The 17,123-nt window shown below is 70.3% G+C and carries 17 protein-coding genes; 12 read left to right on the top strand and 5 right to left on the bottom strand.

All coding sequences use genetic code 11. The annotated features are described in order from the left end of the window. Positions 1-15: 15 nt before the first annotated feature. Entirely contained in the window at positions 16-3,609 is a 3,594-nt protein-coding gene (locus BO64_RS07930; protein WP_496402746.1) for a hydantoinase B/oxoprolinase family protein, read from the bottom strand. A gap of 68 nt (positions 3,610-3,677) precedes the next feature. On the opposite strand from BO64_RS07930, the gene BO64_RS07925 reads away from it, so the two are divergent. The 8 genes from BO64_RS07925 (at position 3,678) to BO64_RS07890 (ending at position 9,525) form a co-directional block, all read left to right on the top strand. After that, positions 3,678-4,373 (top strand): TerB family tellurite resistance protein, encoded by a 696-nt coding sequence (locus BO64_RS07925; RefSeq protein ID WP_496402745.1) that lies wholly within the window; start codon positions 3,678-3,680, stop codon positions 4,371-4,373. Between the two features lie 114 nt (positions 4,374-4,487). Next, positions 4,488-4,775, top strand: a complete 288-nt coding sequence (locus BO64_RS07920; RefSeq protein WP_496402744.1) for a hypothetical protein — start codon at positions 4,488-4,490, stop codon at positions 4,773-4,775. A gap of 123 nt (positions 4,776-4,898) precedes the next feature. Next, a complete protein-coding gene (locus BO64_RS07915) occupies positions 4,899-5,579 on the top strand; it encodes a PepSY-associated TM helix domain-containing protein (RefSeq protein WP_496402743.1) in 681 nt (226 codons plus the stop codon). A 9-nt stretch (positions 5,580-5,588) separates the two neighbouring features. Then, positions 5,589-6,113, top strand: coding sequence for a DUF2271 domain-containing protein (locus BO64_RS07910; protein WP_496402742.1), 525 nt, complete (start codon positions 5,589-5,591; stop codon positions 6,111-6,113). A gap of 17 nt (positions 6,114-6,130) precedes the next feature. Next, complete coding sequence (locus tag BO64_RS07905; RefSeq protein ID WP_496402741.1) at positions 6,131-6,937, top strand: DUF4198 domain-containing protein; 807 nt, start codon at positions 6,131-6,133, stop codon at positions 6,935-6,937. Between the two features lie 7 nt (positions 6,938-6,944). Beyond that, positions 6,945-7,931 (top strand): FAD:protein FMN transferase, encoded by a 987-nt coding sequence (locus BO64_RS07900; protein WP_496402740.1) that lies wholly within the window; start codon positions 6,945-6,947, stop codon positions 7,929-7,931. A gap of 67 nt (positions 7,932-7,998) precedes the next feature. Then, complete coding sequence (locus BO64_RS07895; protein ID WP_496402739.1) at positions 7,999-8,292, top strand: putative quinol monooxygenase; 294 nt, start codon at positions 7,999-8,001, stop codon at positions 8,290-8,292. A 9-nt stretch (positions 8,293-8,301) separates the two neighbouring features. Then, a complete protein-coding gene (locus BO64_RS07890; RefSeq protein ID WP_496402738.1) occupies positions 8,302-9,525 on the top strand; it encodes an acyl-CoA dehydrogenase family protein in 1,224 nt (407 codons plus the stop codon). A 12-nt stretch (positions 9,526-9,537) separates the two neighbouring features. Here the strand turns inward: BO64_RS07890 and BO64_RS07885 are convergent, their stop codons facing one another. The 4 genes from BO64_RS07885 to BO64_RS07870 are packed head-to-tail and all read right to left on the bottom strand — an operon-like array spanning position 9,538 to position 11,342. Continuing rightward, positions 9,538-10,002: a hypothetical protein gene (locus tag BO64_RS07885; RefSeq protein WP_496402737.1), complete on the bottom strand. Its 465-nt coding sequence runs from the start codon at positions 10,000-10,002 to the stop codon at positions 9,538-9,540. A gap of 12 nt (positions 10,003-10,014) precedes the next feature. Then, on the bottom strand, positions 10,015-10,584 hold the full coding sequence (locus tag BO64_RS07880) for a response regulator (RefSeq protein WP_496402736.1): 570 nt from the start codon (positions 10,582-10,584) through the stop codon (positions 10,015-10,017). An 18-nt stretch (positions 10,585-10,602) separates the two neighbouring features. Beyond that, the gene (locus tag BO64_RS07875) at positions 10,603-10,953 is read right to left on the bottom strand and encodes a hypothetical protein (protein WP_496402735.1); all 351 of its coding nucleotides are present in this window, start codon (positions 10,951-10,953) and stop codon (positions 10,603-10,605) included. Between the two features lie 2 nt (positions 10,954-10,955). Continuing rightward, entirely contained in the window at positions 10,956-11,342 is a 387-nt protein-coding gene (locus BO64_RS07870) for a response regulator (RefSeq protein WP_496402734.1), read from the bottom strand. A gap of 321 nt (positions 11,343-11,663) precedes the next feature. Between BO64_RS07870 and BO64_RS07865 the strand changes: the two genes are divergently transcribed. Genes BO64_RS07865 through BO64_RS07850 form a run of 4 tightly spaced genes read left to right on the top strand, consistent with a single transcriptional unit; the run spans position 11,664 to position 17,093 of the window. After that, positions 11,664-13,076, top strand: a complete 1,413-nt coding sequence (locus BO64_RS07865) for a chemotaxis protein CheA (RefSeq protein ID WP_496402733.1) — start codon at positions 11,664-11,666, stop codon at positions 13,074-13,076. Continuing rightward, positions 13,073-14,527, top strand: a complete 1,455-nt coding sequence (locus tag BO64_RS07860) for a chemotaxis protein CheW (protein WP_496402732.1) — start codon at positions 13,073-13,075, stop codon at positions 14,525-14,527. Before BO64_RS07865 ends, BO64_RS07860 begins: the two co-directional genes overlap by 4 nt. Beyond that, positions 14,524-15,045: a chemotaxis protein CheW gene (locus tag BO64_RS07855; protein ID WP_496402731.1), complete on the top strand. Its 522-nt coding sequence runs from the start codon at positions 14,524-14,526 to the stop codon at positions 15,043-15,045. Before BO64_RS07860 ends, BO64_RS07855 begins: the two co-directional genes overlap by 4 nt. Before the next feature lie 2 nt (positions 15,046-15,047). Continuing rightward, positions 15,048-17,093, top strand: coding sequence for a methyl-accepting chemotaxis protein (locus BO64_RS07850; RefSeq protein ID WP_496402730.1), 2,046 nt, complete (start codon positions 15,048-15,050; stop codon positions 17,091-17,093). Positions 17,094-17,123: the final 30 nt, after the last annotated feature.

Here is a 17,123-nt window from a genome sequence, read left to right as displayed (position 1 = left end):
TGGTCGTGAATCTTGTCAGCTTCGCGCCGATCGGGCCGGAGCGCCGTGACCTCCGCCCCCCGGGGTTTCGATCTCGATCGTGTCGCCAAGCTTCACCGTAACGGAGAAGCAGCCCGGAAGTTCACTAACCTCGCCAGAAGCGGTGATCAAACGTTGCCCGCCGGGCAGGCCAGGCTCGCCGCCCGCCAGACCCTGGGGCGCATGCTCGCGGCGGGACGAGAGCAGGGCCACATCCATGGGCGCGAGGAAACGGATGCGGCGCACCGCCCCGTCGCCGCCCCGGCGGGCGCCCGCGCCGCCTGAGCCGTGACGAACGCCGAACCGCTCCACCCGCACTGGGAAACGGCGCTCCAGGATCTCCGGGTCGGTGAGGCGCGAGTTGGTCATGTGGGTGTGGACCGCGCTCGCGCCATCGGCGTCGGCCGTGGCGCCGGCTCCGCCGCAGATGGTCTCGTAGTACTGGCGCGTCTCGTCGCCGAAGGTGAAGTTGTTCATGGAGCCCTGGGCGTTGGCCATCACGCCGAGCGCCGCGTAGAGCGCATCGACCACATGCTGGCTGGTCTCCACATTGCCCGCGACCACCGCCGCCGGCGGGCGCGGGGCCAGCATCGACCCGGGACGGGTGCGGATTTCCAGAGGCTCCAGGCAGCCGGCGTTCAGCGGAATGTCGTCATCCACCAGGGTGCGGAAGACATAGAGCGCGGCCGCGTCCACGATCGCGGACGGGGCGTTGAAGTTGGAGGCCAGCTGGTCGGCGCTTTCGGTGAAGTCGAGGGTCGCCGTGCGGGCCTCCGCGTCGACGGTGGTGCGCACCACGATCTCCCCGCCGCCGTCCATGGGCGTGCGGGCGAAGCCGTCCTTCAGCCGGCCGATGGCCCGGCGCACCGCCTCGGCGGCGTTGGCCTGAACGAACGTCATGTAGCGGGCCACCGCCTCGGCCCCGAAAGCATGGATCATGCCGGCGACGGCGGCGGCCCCGGCCTGGCAGGCGGCGACCTGGGCCTTCAGGTCGGCGAGGTTGCGGTCCGGCGCCCGGGCAGGCCAGCGGCCGGCGGTCAGGGCCGCCCGCACCTCGGCCTCCAGGAAGCGCCCGCCGGTCATGATCGGCAGGGCGTCCAGCAGCACGCCTTCCTCCTCGATGGTCCGGGAGAAGGGCGGCATCGAGCCGGGCTGGACCCCGCCCACGTCGGCGTGGTGCCCTCGGGCGGCCACGTAGAAGGCGGGCTGGGCGTCCGTCTCCGCCATGAACACCGGCATCACCACCGTGATGTCCGGCAGGTGCGTTCCGCCGGCATAGGGATTGTTTAGGGCGAAAGCGTCGCCGGGCTTCAGGCGGGGATGCCGGTCGCGAACGGCCCGCACGCTGGCGCCCATGGAGCCCAGGTGGACGGGCATGTGCGGCGCGTTCGCCACAAGCCCGCCGTCGGCGTCGAACAGGGCGCAGGAGAAGTCCAGCCGCTCCTTGATGTTCACCGAGTGGGCCGTGCGTTCCAGGGCCGCGCCCATGGCCTCGGCCACCCCCATGAAGCGGCGATTGAACAGCTCCAGGGTGACCGGATCGGGCCGGTCGAGGGCGATGGCCTGCCGGCGCGCCGCGCCGATGCGCGTGAGGCGGATCAGCCCCTCGGGCTCGCCCACAGCCCGCCAGCCCGGCAGGACGGCGATCTGGGTGTCGGCGCGGACCACGAGCGCCGGCCCATCCACAGAGCTCAGCGCCTCGGCCGCGATCACCGGCGCATCGTGCCAGGCGCCGTGGGCGTAGAGGCGCACCGTCTCGGCTGAAAGAGACGCGATTTCATCGCCGTGATGGCCGGCCCGGGGGGCTTCGCGCTCCGCGGGCTCGTCCTGCGCAGGAGCGGATGCGGCGCTCGTGGCTTCGGCCTCCACTGCGGAGATCAGGATGGTCCGCGAAGGCTCCACGAAGCCGAACAGGCGCTGGTGGGCGGCTTCGAATTCGGCCTTCGGATCGGCGAGGGAGACGGGCAGTTCGGCGTCGGCTCCATCGTAACGCAGGCGCAGGGTCCGCCGAACGGTGGCCGCTTCCGCGCCCTGGGCGGCAAGGTCCTGGCGGGCGGCGGCCTCGGCCTCGGCCAGCAGGCCTTCGGCCCGGGCTAGGCCCTCGGGGCCGAGCGGCGCCTCCAGCCCGGCCTGGCGCAGGGCCGTCACCTCGGCCTGGCCGATCCCCCAGGCGGAAAGCACGCTTCCGTACTTCGGGCAGAGCACTTCGGCGACATCCAGGGCCTCGGCCGTCTGGCAGGCCACCTGGCCCGCCGCGCCGCCGAACGCCACCAGGGCATGGTCGCGCGGATCGAAGCCCCGCTCCGTGGAGATCCGGCGCACGGCTTGGGCCATCTGTTCCACCGCGACGGCCACGAAGCCCTCGGCGGCCGCCTCGACGCTCTCTGCGCCCATGGCCTGCGCCAGTTCGGCGAGACGGGCGCTGGCGGCTGCGGGGTCCAGCGGGCCGTCGCCGTTGGGGCCGAAGACATGGGGGAAGGCGCGCGGGTCGATGCGGCCGAGGACGAGATTGGCGTCAGTGACGGCGGCCGGGCCGCCGCGGCCGTAACAGGCCGGGCCGGGATCGGCGCCGGCGCTGGCCGGACCCGCCCGGGCGCGCATGCCGTCGAAGGTCAGCACCGACCCCCCGCCAGCGGCCACCGTCTCCACGTCCAGCATGGGCGCCCGCAGGCGCGCCCCGGCCACCCGGGCCGTGTCCCGCCGCTCCAGCGTCCCGGCGAAACGGCAGACGTCCGTGGAGGTGCCACCCATATCGAAGCCCAGCACGGCTTCCACATCGGCCGATCGGGCTGTCCGCGCCACGCCCACTACCCCGCCGGCAGGCCCCGAAACCACCGCGTCCCGGCCCCGGAAGGCTTCGGCCCGCACGAGGCCGCCGGCCGAGGTCATAAAGTAGAGCGGTGCGCCGGCAGTCGCCTCGGCCACCCGCCGCACATAGGCCTGCAGGACCGGCGTGAGATAGGCGTCGGCCACGGTGGTTTCCGCCCGCGGGATGAAGCGCGGCAGGGGCGAGACCTCATGGCTCAGGGCCACGAAGCCGAAGCCGGCCGCCCTGGCGATCTCGCCCGCCAGCTTCTCGTGGGCGGGATTGAGGTCGGAATGCAGGAACGCGATCGCCGCCGAGGTGAAGCCGTCCGCCACCGCCCGCTCCAGGGCGGCGCGAAGGGCGTCGGCGTCCAGCGGAGTGACCACGGCGCCGTCGGCGGCCAGGCGCTCGTCCGCCTCGACCACCCCGGCGTAGAGCGGGGCGGGCTTTTCCACCACCAGGGCGAAGAGGTCGGGGCGGGCCTGGTCGCCGATGGCCAGGGCGTCCGCAAAGCCGCGGGTGGTGACGAGCAGCGTCCTGGCGCCTCGGCGTTCCAGGAGGGCGTTGGTGGCCACGGTGGTGCCCATCTTGATCGCCGTCACCCGGTGGGCGGGGAAGGGCGCGCCCGGCTCCGCGCCCAGGATGCGGCGCATGGCCTCCACCGCCGCGTCCGGATAGGCCGGCGAGGCGGAGAGCAGCTTCAGCGAGGTCTCCGTTCCGTCCTCGGCGCGGCCGATGACGTCGGTGAAGGTGCCGCCGCGGTCGATCCAGAAGCTGAAACGCATGTCCAAAACTTAACCTCGGCGCTCATTGTCATGGCGCGGCCATAGTCCTAAGCCTTTCGCTTAGAGACATGAGCTTCTGGCGCAAGATAGCTGGGCTCGCCGTCCGCCGGATCGACGAGGCGGAATGCGATCAATGCCCGCCCGGCCTGCCCGGCGAAGACCCCGCCTTCTCCACGGCGGTGACGGCGCTTGGCGCCAAGCTCGCCAAGGCCGACGGCCAGGCTCAGGCCGGAGAATATGACGTCTTCTCCACAGTCTTTCAGGCCGAGCCCGGCAGCGAAGGCAACATCCGGCGCCTCTATCACCTAGCCCGCCAGACGACCCGCGGCTTCGAGAGCTACGCGCGGCGCCTGAAGAAGCGCTATGGCAGCTGCCCCCAGCTGCTGGAAGATGTGCTCGACGGCCTGTTCCACATCGCCGCCTCGGACGGCGTCGTCACCAACGACGAGCTGGCCTATCTGGAGCGGGTGTCCGAGCTCTTCGGCCTGTCGCCGCTCACCTTCCGCAGGCTGAAGGCGACCCACCTGGGGGCGGCCAACGACGATCCCTACGTCATCCTGGGCGTGGCCGCCGACGCCTCCGACGAGGAGATACGTCGCGCCTGGCGCGCGCAGCTGTCCGAAGCCCATCCCGACCGCGCCCGCGCCCGGGGCCTGCCGACCGAGTTCATCGAGGTGGCCGAGGCCAAGGCGGCGCAGATCAACGCCGCCTATGACGAGATTGTGCGTGATCGGAAGGCGATGCGGCTTGAGGGGGCGGCATAATGCCCCTGAACCCCGTTGTTCAGCCTGCGTTGAGGTTGACGCAGGGAACCTCAGGGCCGAGATAGTTTGTGCGGCCCGTGGGAGCATGCTCCCCGTGGCCGGAGAGGAAGGTCGATGGTGAACAGCTTCGCCAAGAATGGCTCCGCCCTGAACAGCCTCGCCGCCCTGGGCGCGATGCTCGCCACCGCCGCGGCGGTTGTCGTGGGCGCGGTCCTGGCGGTGTTCGCCGCCGCCACCGTGGCGGTGATCGCGGTGATGACCTCGGCCCTCCTGGCCTTCACCGGCCTTGCTCTGCGCGCGCGCCGCGCCCGGGCCCGGCGCCGGGCTGACAATGGCGTGATCGAGGCCAAGCATCTGGGCGGCCATCACTGGGTCGCCTACGGGTGGAACGAGCGGTCCTGAGGCTCCGCGCCGCCGACCGCGGCCTCCCATATTTCAGCTCGGCAAAGCTTCCGTCCTTGCCACCGGCGCGAGCCATGATAATGCGAGGCGTTCTTAATTAGCAGCGCCCCGCGGTTTTCAGAGTTGAACGCCACCCTGCCTCCGGACGTCGCCTCAGCTGAGGCCGCCGCCGCCGAACGCGCCCGGGCCAAGAAGCGCGCCCAGAAGCGCGCAGCCTTCCTGCGTCAGGTCGTGCAGTGGCACTGGATCAGCGCCGCCGTGTCCCTGGTGGGCATGCTGCTGTTCGCGGTCACCGGCATCACCCTGAACCACGCCGGCGACATCAAGGCCCACCCCGAGACCGTCTCCCGTGAAGGCGAGCTGCCGGCCGAGCTGCTGCCGGCGCTCAAGGCCGCCGAGGCGGCGGAGGGCGAACTGCCGGCTCCGATCCGCAAGTGGCTGTCGTCCGAGATGAAGGTGAACGCCCCGGCTGGTCCGGTCGAATGGTCGGCGGGGGAAGCCTATGTGGGCATGCCCGGCCCGGGCTCGGACGCCTGGGTGACGCTCGAGACCGAGACCGGCGCCGTCGCCTATGAGCGGACCAGCCGCGGCTGGATCGCCTACCTCAACGACCTCCACAAGGGGCGTAACACCGGCAAGGCCTGGTTCTGGTTCATCGACGTCTTCGCCATCGCCTGCGTGGTGTTCTCGATCACCGGCCTTCTGCTGCTTCAGCTGCACGCCCACGCCCGCAAGTCCACCTGGCCGCTGGTCGGCCTGGGCCTGCTGGTCCCCGTCCTTCTCGCCCTGTTCCTGATCCACTGAGGAGAGCGCATGCGCGCCAGGTATCCCACCCTGTTCGCCGCCTTCACCGGAGCCGCCGCCGCTCCGGCCGTGGCCAATGCGGCCGAGCTGACGGTCAATGTGGAGATTCCGCGCCTCGACGTGGCCGAGTACCACCGCCCCTACGTGGCCCTGTGGATCGAGGGGCCTGATCAGGCCGCGGTGAAGACCCTGGCGGTCTGGTACGACGTCAAGAAGCCCAAGCACGAGGGCGCCACCTGGCTGAAGGACATGCGCACCTGGTGGCGTAAGGCCGGCCGCAGCCTCAACCTGCCGGCCGACGGCGTGAGCGGACCCACCAAGGCTCCGGGCAAGCATCAGGTGTCCTTCGGCGCAGCGCAGATGAACGGGATCGGCCCCGGCCAGTATTCGCTGGTGGTCGAAGCCGCCCGCGAGGTGGGCGGCCGCGAGGTCGTCCGCGTGCCGTTCGCCTGGCCCGCCAAGGGCGGCCCGAAGTCCGCCTCGGCCTCCGGCTCGTCCGAGCTGGGCGCCGTCGTCGTCACCGCCAAGCCCTGATCGTCGGAGATCGCCTGATGTCGAAACCCTTCCGCGCGCTCGCCGCCGCCGTTCTGATCACCTTGGCCGCCGCCCCGGCCGCCCAGGCCCACCGCTCCTGGCTGGCGCCGTCGGCCACGGTTCTGTCCGGGCAGGATCCCTGGGTCACCGTGGACGGAGCTGTCTCCAACACCCTGTTCTACGCCGACCACGTGGCCATGCGGCTCGACGGCGTCTCCGTCGTAGGCCCGGATGGCCAGCCGGTGGAGATCAAGAACGGCTCGACCGGGCGCTACCGTTCGACCTTCGACGTGCAACTCGCCAAGCCCGGCACCTACAAGATCGCCAACGTCTCCGAAGGCGCCTCGGCGTCCTACAAGCTGGGCGGTGAAACCAAGCGCTGGCGCGGCCGGGCCGACGAGATCGCCACGGCGATCCCGAAGGAGGCCGCCGACGTCCAGATCACGCACAATGTCCGTCGGGTGGAGACCTTCGTCACGGCCGGCGCGCCGAACACCGAGGCTCTGAAGCCCACCGGCCGGGGCCTTGAGCTGGAGCCGATCACCCATCCCAACGACCTGGTGGCCAGCGAGCCGGCGAAGTTCCGCCTGCTCCACGACGGCAAGCCTGCTGCGGATGTGGAGGTCGAGGTGGTGCTGGGCGACACCCGCTACCGCGACAAGGGGGTCGAGCTGAAGGTGAAGACCGGCGCGGACGGCGTCTTCCAGATCAGCTGGCCCGAGCCCGGCCTCTACTGGCTGGAAGCCTCGGCCCAGGGCCAGGACGCCGCGGGCGGCCGCCGCAGCGCCGGCTATGTGGCCACCCTCGAGGTGCTGCCCGACTAAGGGCGAGATGCGCCGGGTCGCCGTCCCGCTCGGGCTCACCCCCGAGAGCGCCCGTCCGCGCGAGGGCCGTCTCGTGCGGCTGAGCGGGCCGACCATGGGCGTCGCCTGGACCCTGACGGCCCGGCTGCCCGCGGAGGTCAGCGACGCCGCCGCCCGCGCGGCCGTTCAGGACGCCTGCGACCGCGTCGTCGCCCAGATGAGCACCTGGGAGCCCGATAGCGACCTCTGCCGCTTCAACCGCGCCCCGGCGGGCGGCTGGGCGGAGATTCCGCCAGAGTTCGCCACAGTCATGCGCGCAGCCCTCGAGCTTGCCGCGGCCAGCGACGGCGCCTTCGATCCCACGGTGGGCCGGCTGGTGGACCTGTGGGGCTTTGGTCCGCCGGGCGCGGTGGACGCCCCGCCCCCCGCCGCCGCCCTCGCCGGGGCCAGGGCGGACTGGCGGGCCTTGCGCCTGGAGGGCGGACGCCTCTTCCAGCCCGGGGGCGTCTGTCTCGACTTCTCGGGCATCGCCAAGGGCTATGGCGTCGACCTTGCGTTCGAGGCGCTTCAGGGCCTGGGCGTGCGCGACATCCTGCTGGAGATCGGCGGGGAGCTGCGCGGCGGCGGGGTAAAGGGCGACGGCGAGCCCTGGTGGGTCGAGATCGAGCGTCCGCCGGGCGCTGACCTTCCTGAGCCGCCGGTGCTGGTGGCCCTGCATGGCCTGTCCGTCGCGACCTCCGGAGACTGGCGGCGCAGCTTCACCGTCGAGGACCGCAAGTACAGTCACACCCTGGACCCGACCTCCGGGGGGCCGGTTCCGGAGGAGATGGCGGCGGTGAGCGTGCTGCACGCCTCATGCATGCATGCCGATGCGCTCTGCACGGCGCTGATGGTGCTGGGCGCCCGCGCCGAGGCCTTCGCCGAGGCCCACGGGATTGCGGCGCTCATCGTGCGTCGGACGCCAGGGGGCTGGTCCGAGACCGTCACCCCCGCCTTGGCGCGCCTGCTGGACTGACGTGGGCCTTGCCCGGGCGGCCTGCGACGCCTACCGTCGATTCAAACAAGTGTTGGGAGGAGCTCCTATGACCATCGGCGTGATCGCGAAACTGCCTATCCAGGAAGGCAAGGGCCCCGAGTTCGAGGCCTTCTTCACCGAACTGGCCAAGCAGGTGCGCGCCAACGAGCCGGGCAACATCGCCTATCAGCTCACCAAGAGCCGGACCGAGCCGAACGTCTACAAGGTCCTGGAGCTCTACAAGGATCAGGACGCCCTGACCCATCACGGCGGGACCGAGTATTTCAAGGCCGCGGGGGCGAAGTTCGCCACGTTCCTGGCCGGCCGCCCGGAGCTCGAATACCTCGACGGCGTGGAGTGACCTGAAGCCATGGACCTGGATTTCTCCCCCGAGGACCTCGCCTTCCGCGAGGAGGTCCGCGCGTTCATCGCCGAGGCCTATGACGAGGACATGCGCGCCCGAATGGCGCAGTCCAAGAACGGCTACCTCGACAAGGAAAGCCAGGTCCGCTGGCTGAAGCGGTTGGGCGCCAAGGGCTGGATCGCCCCCGACTGGCCGGTGGAGTACGGCGGCACCGGCTGGAGCCTCAGCAAGAAGTACATCTTCGACATGGAGATGGCCCTGGCCGGCGCGCCTTCGACCTCGAACATGGGGCTGAAGATGTGCGCCCCCGTGGTCATGGCCTTCGGCACCGAGGAGCAGAAGAAGCAGCACCTGCCGAAGATTCTCACCACCGACGTGTGGTGGTGCCAGGGCTATTCCGAGCCGGGCTCGGGATCGGACCTCGCCTCGCTGTCGCTGAAGGCCGAGCGCGACGGCGACTACTATGTGCTGAACGGCTCCAAGACCTGGACGACCCTGGCCCAGTGGGCCGACTGGATGTTCTGTCTGGTGCGAACGTCCAACGAGGAAATCCGGCAGAAGGGCATCAGCTTCCTGCTGATCGACATGAAGACGCCGGGCATCACCATCCGGCCGATCCCCACGCTCGATGGCCCCGCCGAGGGCGAGCAGGAGATCAACGAGACCTTCTTCGACAATGTCCGCGTGCCGGTGGCCAACCGGATCGGCAAGGAGGGCGAGGGCTGGACCTACGCCAAGTACCTGCTGCAGTTCGAGCGCGGCAACGCCTACGCCCCGGGCCTGCAGAACCAGCTGCGCAAGGTGCGCAAGATCGCCAGCCTGGAACGCTCCGACCGCGGGGGCTCAATGATGAGCGACCCGGACTTTCGGCGAAAGCTCGCCGAGGTGGAGATCAAGGTGGAGGCCCTCAACGCCACCGAGCTGCGCATCTTCGCCGGCCGCGCCAATGGCGAGGCCATGGGCGCCGTCTCGTCCATGCTGAAGTTGGAAGGCAGCCAGATGCAGCAGGCGATCACCGAGCTCGCCCTGGAGGCCGCCGGCATCTACGCCCAGCCCTTCGTGCGCGACACCTGGGCCCACCTGAACGGCGACACCAACGTCTTCCGGGCCGGTCCCGACTACGCCGGCACGGTGGCGCCGCAGTACTTCAACTACCGCAAGACCTCGATCTACGCCGGGTCCAACGAGATCCAGCACAACATCATGGCCAAGATGGTGCTGGGGCTCTGACGCCCTAGTCGGTCACTCGAGCGCGCCGATGGCGCTGCGCATGCCGCGCAGGCGCTCCAGCATGATGGCGTCGTCAGCGTCATTGGCGCCTGAGCGCTGGTTGAGCAGGACCAGGGCGTCGAGGTGCAGGCGCAGGGCGTCGGTGTGCCAGACGCCCCGGCGGATCAGGCTGTCCACCATGGCGCCGATGCCGCGGGCCACCTCGCCGATGGCGGTGAGGCCGGCGGCGCTGGCGACCTCGGCGATGTCGTTGGCCTGGGCTCCCAGGTCGCGGCACTCGGCGAACAGGGCCTCTTCCCCCATCCGCGCATAGTCCAGCAGCCGGGCCAGCTTCTCCTTCACATAGTCGTGGATGACGGCCTCCAGCCGGGCGACGCGCGCTTCCGCCGCCCCCACCAGTTCGGCCTCGGTCTTGCCCTCCAGCGAGGCCAGCACCTTGGCCAGCCGGTTCTCGGGCGTGAACACGCGGGCGCTCATGGCGGTCTCTTCCTATCCGAACAGGGCGTCGACATCGTCCTGCGACATGGTGCGTTCCGGGGTGTCGGCCACAGCCCGCAGCGGCGCCCGGCGCTCGCCGATGTCCGCTGGCGGCGGGCCCCGGCGGAACCGCCGGTCCGGGCCGCAGTAGCTGGCGCTGGTGACGAACTCCCGGGAGGTGCGGGCCAGCCAGACGATCCGGGCCAGCAGGACCGCCGGCGCGATGGGCTTCTTCACCACCAGGTTCGCCCCGGCGTCGCGGGCCTCGTTCACCCACTCTACGGGCGTATGGCCGCTCAGCAGGATGACGGGCGCCGTGACATTGGCGTGCTCGCCGTCGCGGCGGATCCGCCGGGTCAGTGAGACGCCGTCCTCGTCCGGCATGTCGTGGTCGATCAGGATCAGGTCGTAGCGGCGGCTGGTGACCTCGGCCCAGCCCTCGGCGGGCGAGCGACAGCTGACGATCTGGTTGACGCTGAACCCCATCAGGATCTGCGAGATGAGCTCGAGCGACTGGGCATTGTCGTCAACGACGAGCACCCGCGTGTTGCGCAGATCGATCCGGTGCGGAGAGCTGAGCATCGGGCGGGTCCCCAGGCGCTAGTCCCCCGGCCCGAGCAGGGCGTCGATGGCGGCCTGGTCCAGCCCCTGGCCGGGCGGGGCGGGGCCGTTCAGCAGGCCGCCGTCCAGCTGCAGCGGCGGCCCGCCCGCGGCCGCGCCCAGCGCCGCCTCCAGCTGGCTGAGCCGCTGCCCCACCAGATCCTGGAACGCGCAGGCTTCCAGGATGGCGCAGAGCTTGGCTTCCAGGCGATCCAGCGCGGCGGGGCTGCCGTCGCGGGCGGCCTTCACGTCCTGCAGCCCGTGTTCGGCGGCGGTGAGCAGGGCCTCGGCGGCCATCTCGATGTCCCGGCGCATGCCGGCGATGATCTGGCGCGGTTCGCCGGCGCCCATGCCTAGAGCTCCCCCAGGACGGAGGTGAGCTTCTGGCGCAGCACGGCGAGGTTGAAGGGCTTGATGATGTAGTTGTTCACCCCGGCCTGCCGGGCCGCCATGACGTTCTCGGTCTTGGCCTCGGCGGTCACCATGACGAAGGGCGTAGCCCGGGTGCGGGGATCGGCCCGCACCGCCTTGAGAAGGTCCAGGCCGGTCATCGGCGACATGTTCCAGTCGGAAAGGATGAGCCCGTAGTCCTTTGACCGGATCAGGTTCAGCGCCGACGGCCCATCCGTGGCGTCGTCGATGTTCCTGAAGCCGAGCTCTCCCAGGAGCCCGCGTACGATCCGCACCATCGTCTTGTAGTCGTCGACGACCAAGACGTTCATCGACTTGTCGACCGCCATCTCTTCCCCCCTGCGCGCAACGCAGACGGTTGCGCGGCTTAAGGGATCATGGCGACTTGGCTAACAAAGCGTAACTTGGCGCAAGTGGTCTGGAGTATGCATGAAGTGTAATTTGTTTATGAAAATGCACGTTGGGTGTTTTGAGCTGCATCCAAATGTGTAAGATAAAATCTCTGACGGATAATTGATCGAGTTAGTCAAAATGTCGGCAATGGTTGATCCAAGTGTGGAGGTGGAAGCGTTCTGAAATTATCGACTGATTAACCATTACATCTAGAACTTCAGGTCGAAGCACAGTCACTAAGCGGGCCGAGCGAAGCCGTGGACGACCTGGTGGGCGACTTCATCGCCGAGACGCGCGAGGGGCTGGAAGCGCTCGACAGCGAGCTGGTTCGCTTCGAGCAGCGACCTGATGATCCCGAAGTCCTGAGCGGCATCTTCCGCCTGGTCCACACCATCAAGGGGACGTGCGGCTTCCTGGGCCTCTCTCGTCTCCAGGGCCTGGCCCACGCCGCGGAGAACGTGCTGGGCGCCTTCCGCGACGGGGAGCTGGCGGTGACGCCCGAGGCGGTGTCCGCGATCCTCGAAACGGTCGATGTGATCCGCGCCCTGACCGACGGCCTCGCCGCCACCGGAGCCGAACCCGACGGCGACGATACGGCCCTGATCGCCCGGCTGGAGGCCGTGCTGGCCGGCCGGGACCAGGGCGCGGGCGGCCCGACCGAACAGCCCCCGGCGGATGATCCGGAGCCGATCACCGCAGGCGCGTCGCTCCTTCAGCAACTGGGCGGCGAGGCGGCCGTCGATGCGGCGGTGGAGATGGTCCTGCCGGGCCTGCTCGCCGAACCGGCGCTTTCGGGCCAGGAGTGGGACAGGCTGCACGGCGCCGTCCGCGACGGCCTCGTGGCGCTCGCTCGCAGGGGCGAGGCCGCCGAGCCCTTCGCCTGTGTCCTGGGCGAGGCGGGCCAGGATGTCGCCTGGGCTGCGGCCTGTTTCGACCGGGTCGCCGAGGCCCTGGTCCAGCTGGACGCGCCGGCTGCCGCCGTCGAGGCCCTCCGCCAGGCGGCGCTTCGACCGGCGCCCGCGGCCGAGGCGCCCGAGCCCGTCGCGCAGGAGGCGGCGGCGCCCGCGATCGTCCAGACGTCAGCCCCGACGGAGCCCGTCAGCGTGGAGGCCGCGCCCCAGACGATCCGCGTGTCGGTGGACGTCCTGGAACACCTGATGACCGTGGTGAGCGAGCTGGTGCTCATCCGCAACCAGCTCATCCAGACCCTCAGGCTGGAGCCGGAGAGCCCCTTCGCCGCACCGCTCAACCGGCTCAATCAGGTGACGAGCGAGCTGCAGGAAGGGGTGATGACCACCCGCATGCAGCCGATCAGCGGGGCCTGGGCCAAGCTGCCGCGCCTGGTGCGCGACCTCGCCCAGGAGCTGGGCAAGCGCATCGAGCTGTCCATGTCCGGGCAGGAGACCGAACTCGACCGGCAGGTGCTGGAGCTCATCAAGGACCCGCTCACCCACATGATCCGCAACGCCGCGGACCATGGCCTGGAGCCCCCGGACGTCCGCTGCGCCGCGGGCAAGCCCGAGGTGGGGACCATCTCCCTCCACGCCCGGCATGAAGGCGGAGCCATCGTCATCGAGGTCGCCGACGACGGTCGCGGCCTCTCCTCGGAGAAGATTCGCGCCAAGGCCTTGGCGTCGGGCCTGATCACGGCGGCCCAGGCGAGCAGATGAGCGACGCCGAGGCCCGCCAGCTGATCTTCTTGCCGGGCTTCTCCACGGCCGCCGAGGTCACCAACGTCTCCGGCCGCGGCGTCGGCATGGACGTGGTCCGCACCAACATCGAGAAGATCGGCGGCTCCATCGAGGTCTCCTCGGTGGAAGGGCAGGGCTCGCGGTTCGTGATCCGCATCCCGCTGACCCTGACCATCGTCTCGGCCCTGATCGTGGAATGCTGCGGTGAGCGCTTCGCCCTGCCGCAATCGGCCCTCGTGGAGCTGGTCAGCGCCAGCGGCGCCTCGGGGCGGGCCATCGAGCATATCGACGGGGCGGCGGTGCTCCGGCTGCGGGATCGCCTCCTGCCCCTCGTCTCGCTCCAGCAGCTGCTTCAGCTCGAGCCCGTGGACGAGGCCGCGGGCGAGCCCTGCATCGTCGTCGCCCGGGTGGGCGCCTTCGAGTTCGGGGTGATCGTCGACCGGGTGTTCGACACCGAGGAGATCGTGGTCAAGCCGGTGGCCACGGTGCTGCGCCACCTCAAGCTCTATTCCGGCGCCACCATCCTCGGCGACGGGGCGGTCATCCTGATCCTCGATCCCAAGGGCATCTCCCAGGAGGCTGTGGCGGGGCAGGGCGCCGGAACTCAGGCGATGGAGGCGGCTGGCGCGGTCCGGGAGACCGGCGCCCAAGAGGCGCTCCTGGTGTTTCGCGCGGCCAGCGGTTCGCCCAAGGCCGCCCGCCTGGGCGCCGTTTCGCGCATCGAGGACATCTCCGCCGACCAGCTGGAGCGGGTCGATGGCCGTACGGTCATCCAGTGCCGCGGCCGCCTGATGCCGGTGGTGGGCGTCGACGGCCGGCCTGTGGAGGCCTGGGAAGGGCCGGGCCGACGCCCGCTGCTGGTCTTCGCGCGTGATGACCGGGTCGCCGGCCTGCTGGTGGACGAGATCGTCGACATCGTCGACGGCGACATGACCGCTGATCTCGGAGCGGGGCGCGACGGGGCCCTCGGCAGCCTGATCCTGGGCGAGCGGGCCACCGAACTCATCGACGTGGACTACTTCTGGCGACGCGCCGCCAACGACGATGAGCCCGGGCAAGGGCAGGCGGGATCATCTCTGCTGGAGGCGCTTCCCGCCCAGCGCCTGCTGATCATCGACCCAAGCCCGTTCTCCAAGCTGCTGCTCGCGCCCCTGCTGACCCGGGCGGGCTACGAGGTGGCGGTGGCGGAGCACGCCGAGGCGGCCCTGGCGCGGCATGAGGCCGGCGAGCGTTACCACCTGATCCTGGCCGACATCGGCGGGGCAGAAGCCGATCCGCGCGCCTTCGCCAGGGTCATGAGCCGGGCCGAAGCCTGGCGCGACACGCCGCTCCTCAGCCTCGCCCTCGGGGCCGGCGGCGGCGCGGCCGAGGGCTCGTCCCTGCTGGCCGCCGTGGAGGCGGCGCTTGGGCCGGTGAGGGGCGCGGCATGAGCATTCGCACCAATGGCGCCGGAGCCGCGGAAGGCCTGGTCTCCGTCCGCATCGGAACCCAGGGCTTCGGCATTCCGGTCCTGCAGGTCCAGGACGTGATCGCCGAGACCGCCATCCACCGCATCCCCCTGGCGCCGCCCGACGTCGCAGGCTCGCTCAATCTGCGGGGGCGCATCGTCACCGCCATCGACATGCGCCGCCGCCTCGGCATGGCGGCGCGCGCCCCGGGCGAGCCTTTCATGTGCGTCATCGTCGAGTGGCGCAGCGAGCTCTACGCCCTGGTCGTGGACGATGTGGGCGACGTCCTCTGGCTGCCAGCCACGCTCCACGAGGGGCCGCCGGCCACGCTCTCGCCGGCCTGGCGCGGCCTGTGCAGCGGGCTCTACCGTCTCGAAAGCGAGCTGTTGCTGGTCCTGCAGATCGAGGAGGTCCTGGCGCTCGGTCGCCACACCCCCGCTCGCGGCGCCCTCGCCGAGGTCGAGCCGACCAACCGTCACGAAGTCGCGCAGGGGGAATGATCATGGGCAAAAGCACGGCCGCGCGCCGATCACGGGACGCCAGCCTCTTCGAACGCCTGGGCGGGGCGCCCGCTGTCGAGACGGCGGTGGACATCTTCTACCGCAAGCTGCTTGCCGACCCGCTGGTGGTCCGGTTCTTCGAGGGCGTCGACATCCAGCGGCAGAGCCGGGCCCAGACCGCCTTCCTGACCATGCTGATGGGCTGGCCGAACGCCTATTCCGGCCCCGGTCTGACCGCCAGCCACGGCCGTCTTGTGCGGGTCGGGCTCGATGACGTCCATTTCGACGCCGTAGTGCGTCATCTGGCCGAGACCCTGCGCGAACTGGGCGCCGACGAAGCCGACATCGCCGAGGCCGGCGCGCTCGCCGAGTCCGCGCGCCAGGACGTGCTCGGCCGCCGGGCGGGCGTCGCCGCCGGCCCATCCGCATCTCAGCCAAATCCAGAGGCCGCCATGACCCGCACCAACGTCGCCCACGCCTTGCCTACGCCGCAGATCTCGGACGCCGAACTGGACGAACTGCGGGGGCAGCTCGCAGCCATCGACCGCGTCCAGGCGGTGATCCAGTTCGAGCTCGACGGCACGATCATCACGGCCAACGAGAATTTCCTGACCGCCCTGGGTTATCGCCTCGACGAGATCCAGGGCCGCCACCACAGCATGTTCGTCCATCCGGACGAGCGGCCAGGCCCGGAGTATCGCGCGTTCTGGGACCGGCTCGGCCGCGGGGAATTTGACGCTGGGCGCTACCGGCGGATCGGCAGGGACGGCCGCGAGGTCTGGATACACGCCAGCTACAATCCGATCCTCGATCGCCACCAGCGGCCGGTGAAGGTGGTCAAGTACGCCACCGACATCACCGAACAGGTGCGTCGGGAGCAGGAGAACGAACGCCTGACCCGCGTCCTCGACCAGGCGCCGTTCAATGTCCTGGTCTGTGATCCGGTCGACTTCCGCATCACCTATGTGAACAGCCGCACCGTGGAGACCCTCCGCGGGCTCCAGCACCTGCTGCCGGTGTCTGCCGACCGCCTGGTGGGCGAGAGCATCGACGTCTTCCACAAGAACCCGTCCATGCAGCGGCGGCTGCTCGCCGATCCGAACAACCTGCCGCACCGGGCGTCCATTCAGCTGGGGGACGAGATCCTCGACCTCAATGTCCAGGCGTTGCGCAACCGCGCCGGCGACTACCTCGGCGTCATGCTGAGCTGGAATGTCATCACCGAGCAGATGCGCTTCATTGGCCGGGTCAACGTCTTCAGCCAGGAGGTGGCCCAGTCGGCCGAACGCATGCGCGGCATGGCCAACGCCATGGCCGCCAGCTCCGAGCAGACCTCCAACCAGGCGGCCGCCGTGGCGGCGGCGTCCGACGAGGCGTCCTCCAACGTCCAGACGGTGGCCTCGGCCGCCGAGGAGCTGTCGGCCTCTATCCAGGAGATCACCCGTCAGGTGGAGCAGTCCTCGCAGATCGCTCGTCAGGCGGTGGAGGAGGCGCTGGCCACCGACGAAACCATGCGGGGGCTGGCCGATTCCGCCGAACGGGTCGGTGAGGTCGTGGGGCTGATCCAGGAGATCGCTTCCCAGACCAAGCTGCTGGCCCTCAACGCCACCATCGAGTCCGCCCGCGCGGGCGAGGCCGGCAAGGGCTTCGCGGTGGTGGCCTCGGAAGTGAAGAACCTGGCCGACCAGACCGCCAAGGCGACCAAGCAGATCGCCGATCAGATCGGCTCGATCCAGAAGGCCAGCCAAGCCGCGGTTTCGGCCATCGAAAGCATTCGCCGCACCATCGAGCAGGCCAACGAGGCCTCCTCGGCCATCGCCAGCGCGGTGGAGGAGCAAGGGGCCGCGACCCAGGAGATCACCCGCAACGTCCAGGAGGCGGCGGGCGGCACGCGGGAGGTCTCCTCGAACATTTCCGGGGTCACCCAGGCGGCGGCCGAGAACTCCCAGGCCGCCGCCGAGATGCTGCAGGCCACCAACGCCCTGGCTGAAAAGGCGGCGCAATTGGACGCCCTGCGCGCGGAGATCGAGGCCTTCATGAAGGCGTGAGCCGGGGGGGCGCGCCAGGCCTCGAGGCCC

The organism is Phenylobacterium composti DSM 19425 (assembly GCF_059568645.1).
This window is presented reverse-complemented; position numbering and strand designations above follow the sequence as displayed.

What these genes read in the sequence shown, in the direction of transcription:
- BO64_RS07910 (WP_496402742.1), top strand. Translation starts at nt 5,589, where the DNA reads ATGCGCGCCAGGTATCCCACCCTGTTCGCCGCCTTCACCGGAGCCGCC.
- BO64_RS07860 (WP_496402732.1), top strand. Translation starts at nt 13,073, where the DNA reads ATGAGCGACGCCGAGGCCCGCCAGCTGATCTTCTTGCCGGGCTTCTCC.
- BO64_RS07850 (WP_496402730.1), top strand. Translation starts at nt 15,048, where the DNA reads ATGGGCAAAAGCACGGCCGCGCGCCGATCACGGGACGCCAGCCTCTTC.
- BO64_RS07900 (WP_496402740.1), top strand. Translation starts at nt 6,945, where the DNA reads ATGCGCCGGGTCGCCGTCCCGCTCGGGCTCACCCCCGAGAGCGCCCGT.
- BO64_RS07920 (WP_496402744.1), top strand. Translation starts at nt 4,488, where the DNA reads ATGGTGAACAGCTTCGCCAAGAATGGCTCCGCCCTGAACAGCCTCGCC.
- BO64_RS07855 (WP_496402731.1), top strand. Translation starts at nt 14,524, where the DNA reads ATGAGCATTCGCACCAATGGCGCCGGAGCCGCGGAAGGCCTGGTCTCC.
- BO64_RS07890 (WP_496402738.1), top strand. Translation starts at nt 8,302, where the DNA reads ATGGACCTGGATTTCTCCCCCGAGGACCTCGCCTTCCGCGAGGAGGTC.
- BO64_RS07885 (WP_496402737.1), bottom strand. Translation starts at nt 10,002, where the DNA reads ATGAGCGCCCGCGTGTTCACGCCCGAGAACCGGCTGGCCAAGGTGCTG.
- BO64_RS07930 (WP_496402746.1), bottom strand. Translation starts at nt 3,609, where the DNA reads ATGCGTTTCAGCTTCTGGATCGACCGCGGCGGCACCTTCACCGACGTC.
- BO64_RS07880 (WP_496402736.1), bottom strand. Translation starts at nt 10,584, where the DNA reads ATGCTCAGCTCTCCGCACCGGATCGATCTGCGCAACACGCGGGTGCTC.
- BO64_RS07870 (WP_496402734.1), bottom strand. Translation starts at nt 11,342, where the DNA reads ATGGCGGTCGACAAGTCGATGAACGTCTTGGTCGTCGACGACTACAAG.
- BO64_RS07925 (WP_496402745.1), top strand. Translation starts at nt 3,678, where the DNA reads ATGAGCTTCTGGCGCAAGATAGCTGGGCTCGCCGTCCGCCGGATCGAC.
- BO64_RS07875 (WP_496402735.1), bottom strand. Translation starts at nt 10,953, where the DNA reads ATGGGCGCCGGCGAACCGCGCCAGATCATCGCCGGCATGCGCCGGGAC.
- BO64_RS07905 (WP_496402741.1), top strand. Translation starts at nt 6,131, where the DNA reads ATGTCGAAACCCTTCCGCGCGCTCGCCGCCGCCGTTCTGATCACCTTG.
- BO64_RS07895 (WP_496402739.1), top strand. Translation starts at nt 7,999, where the DNA reads ATGACCATCGGCGTGATCGCGAAACTGCCTATCCAGGAAGGCAAGGGC.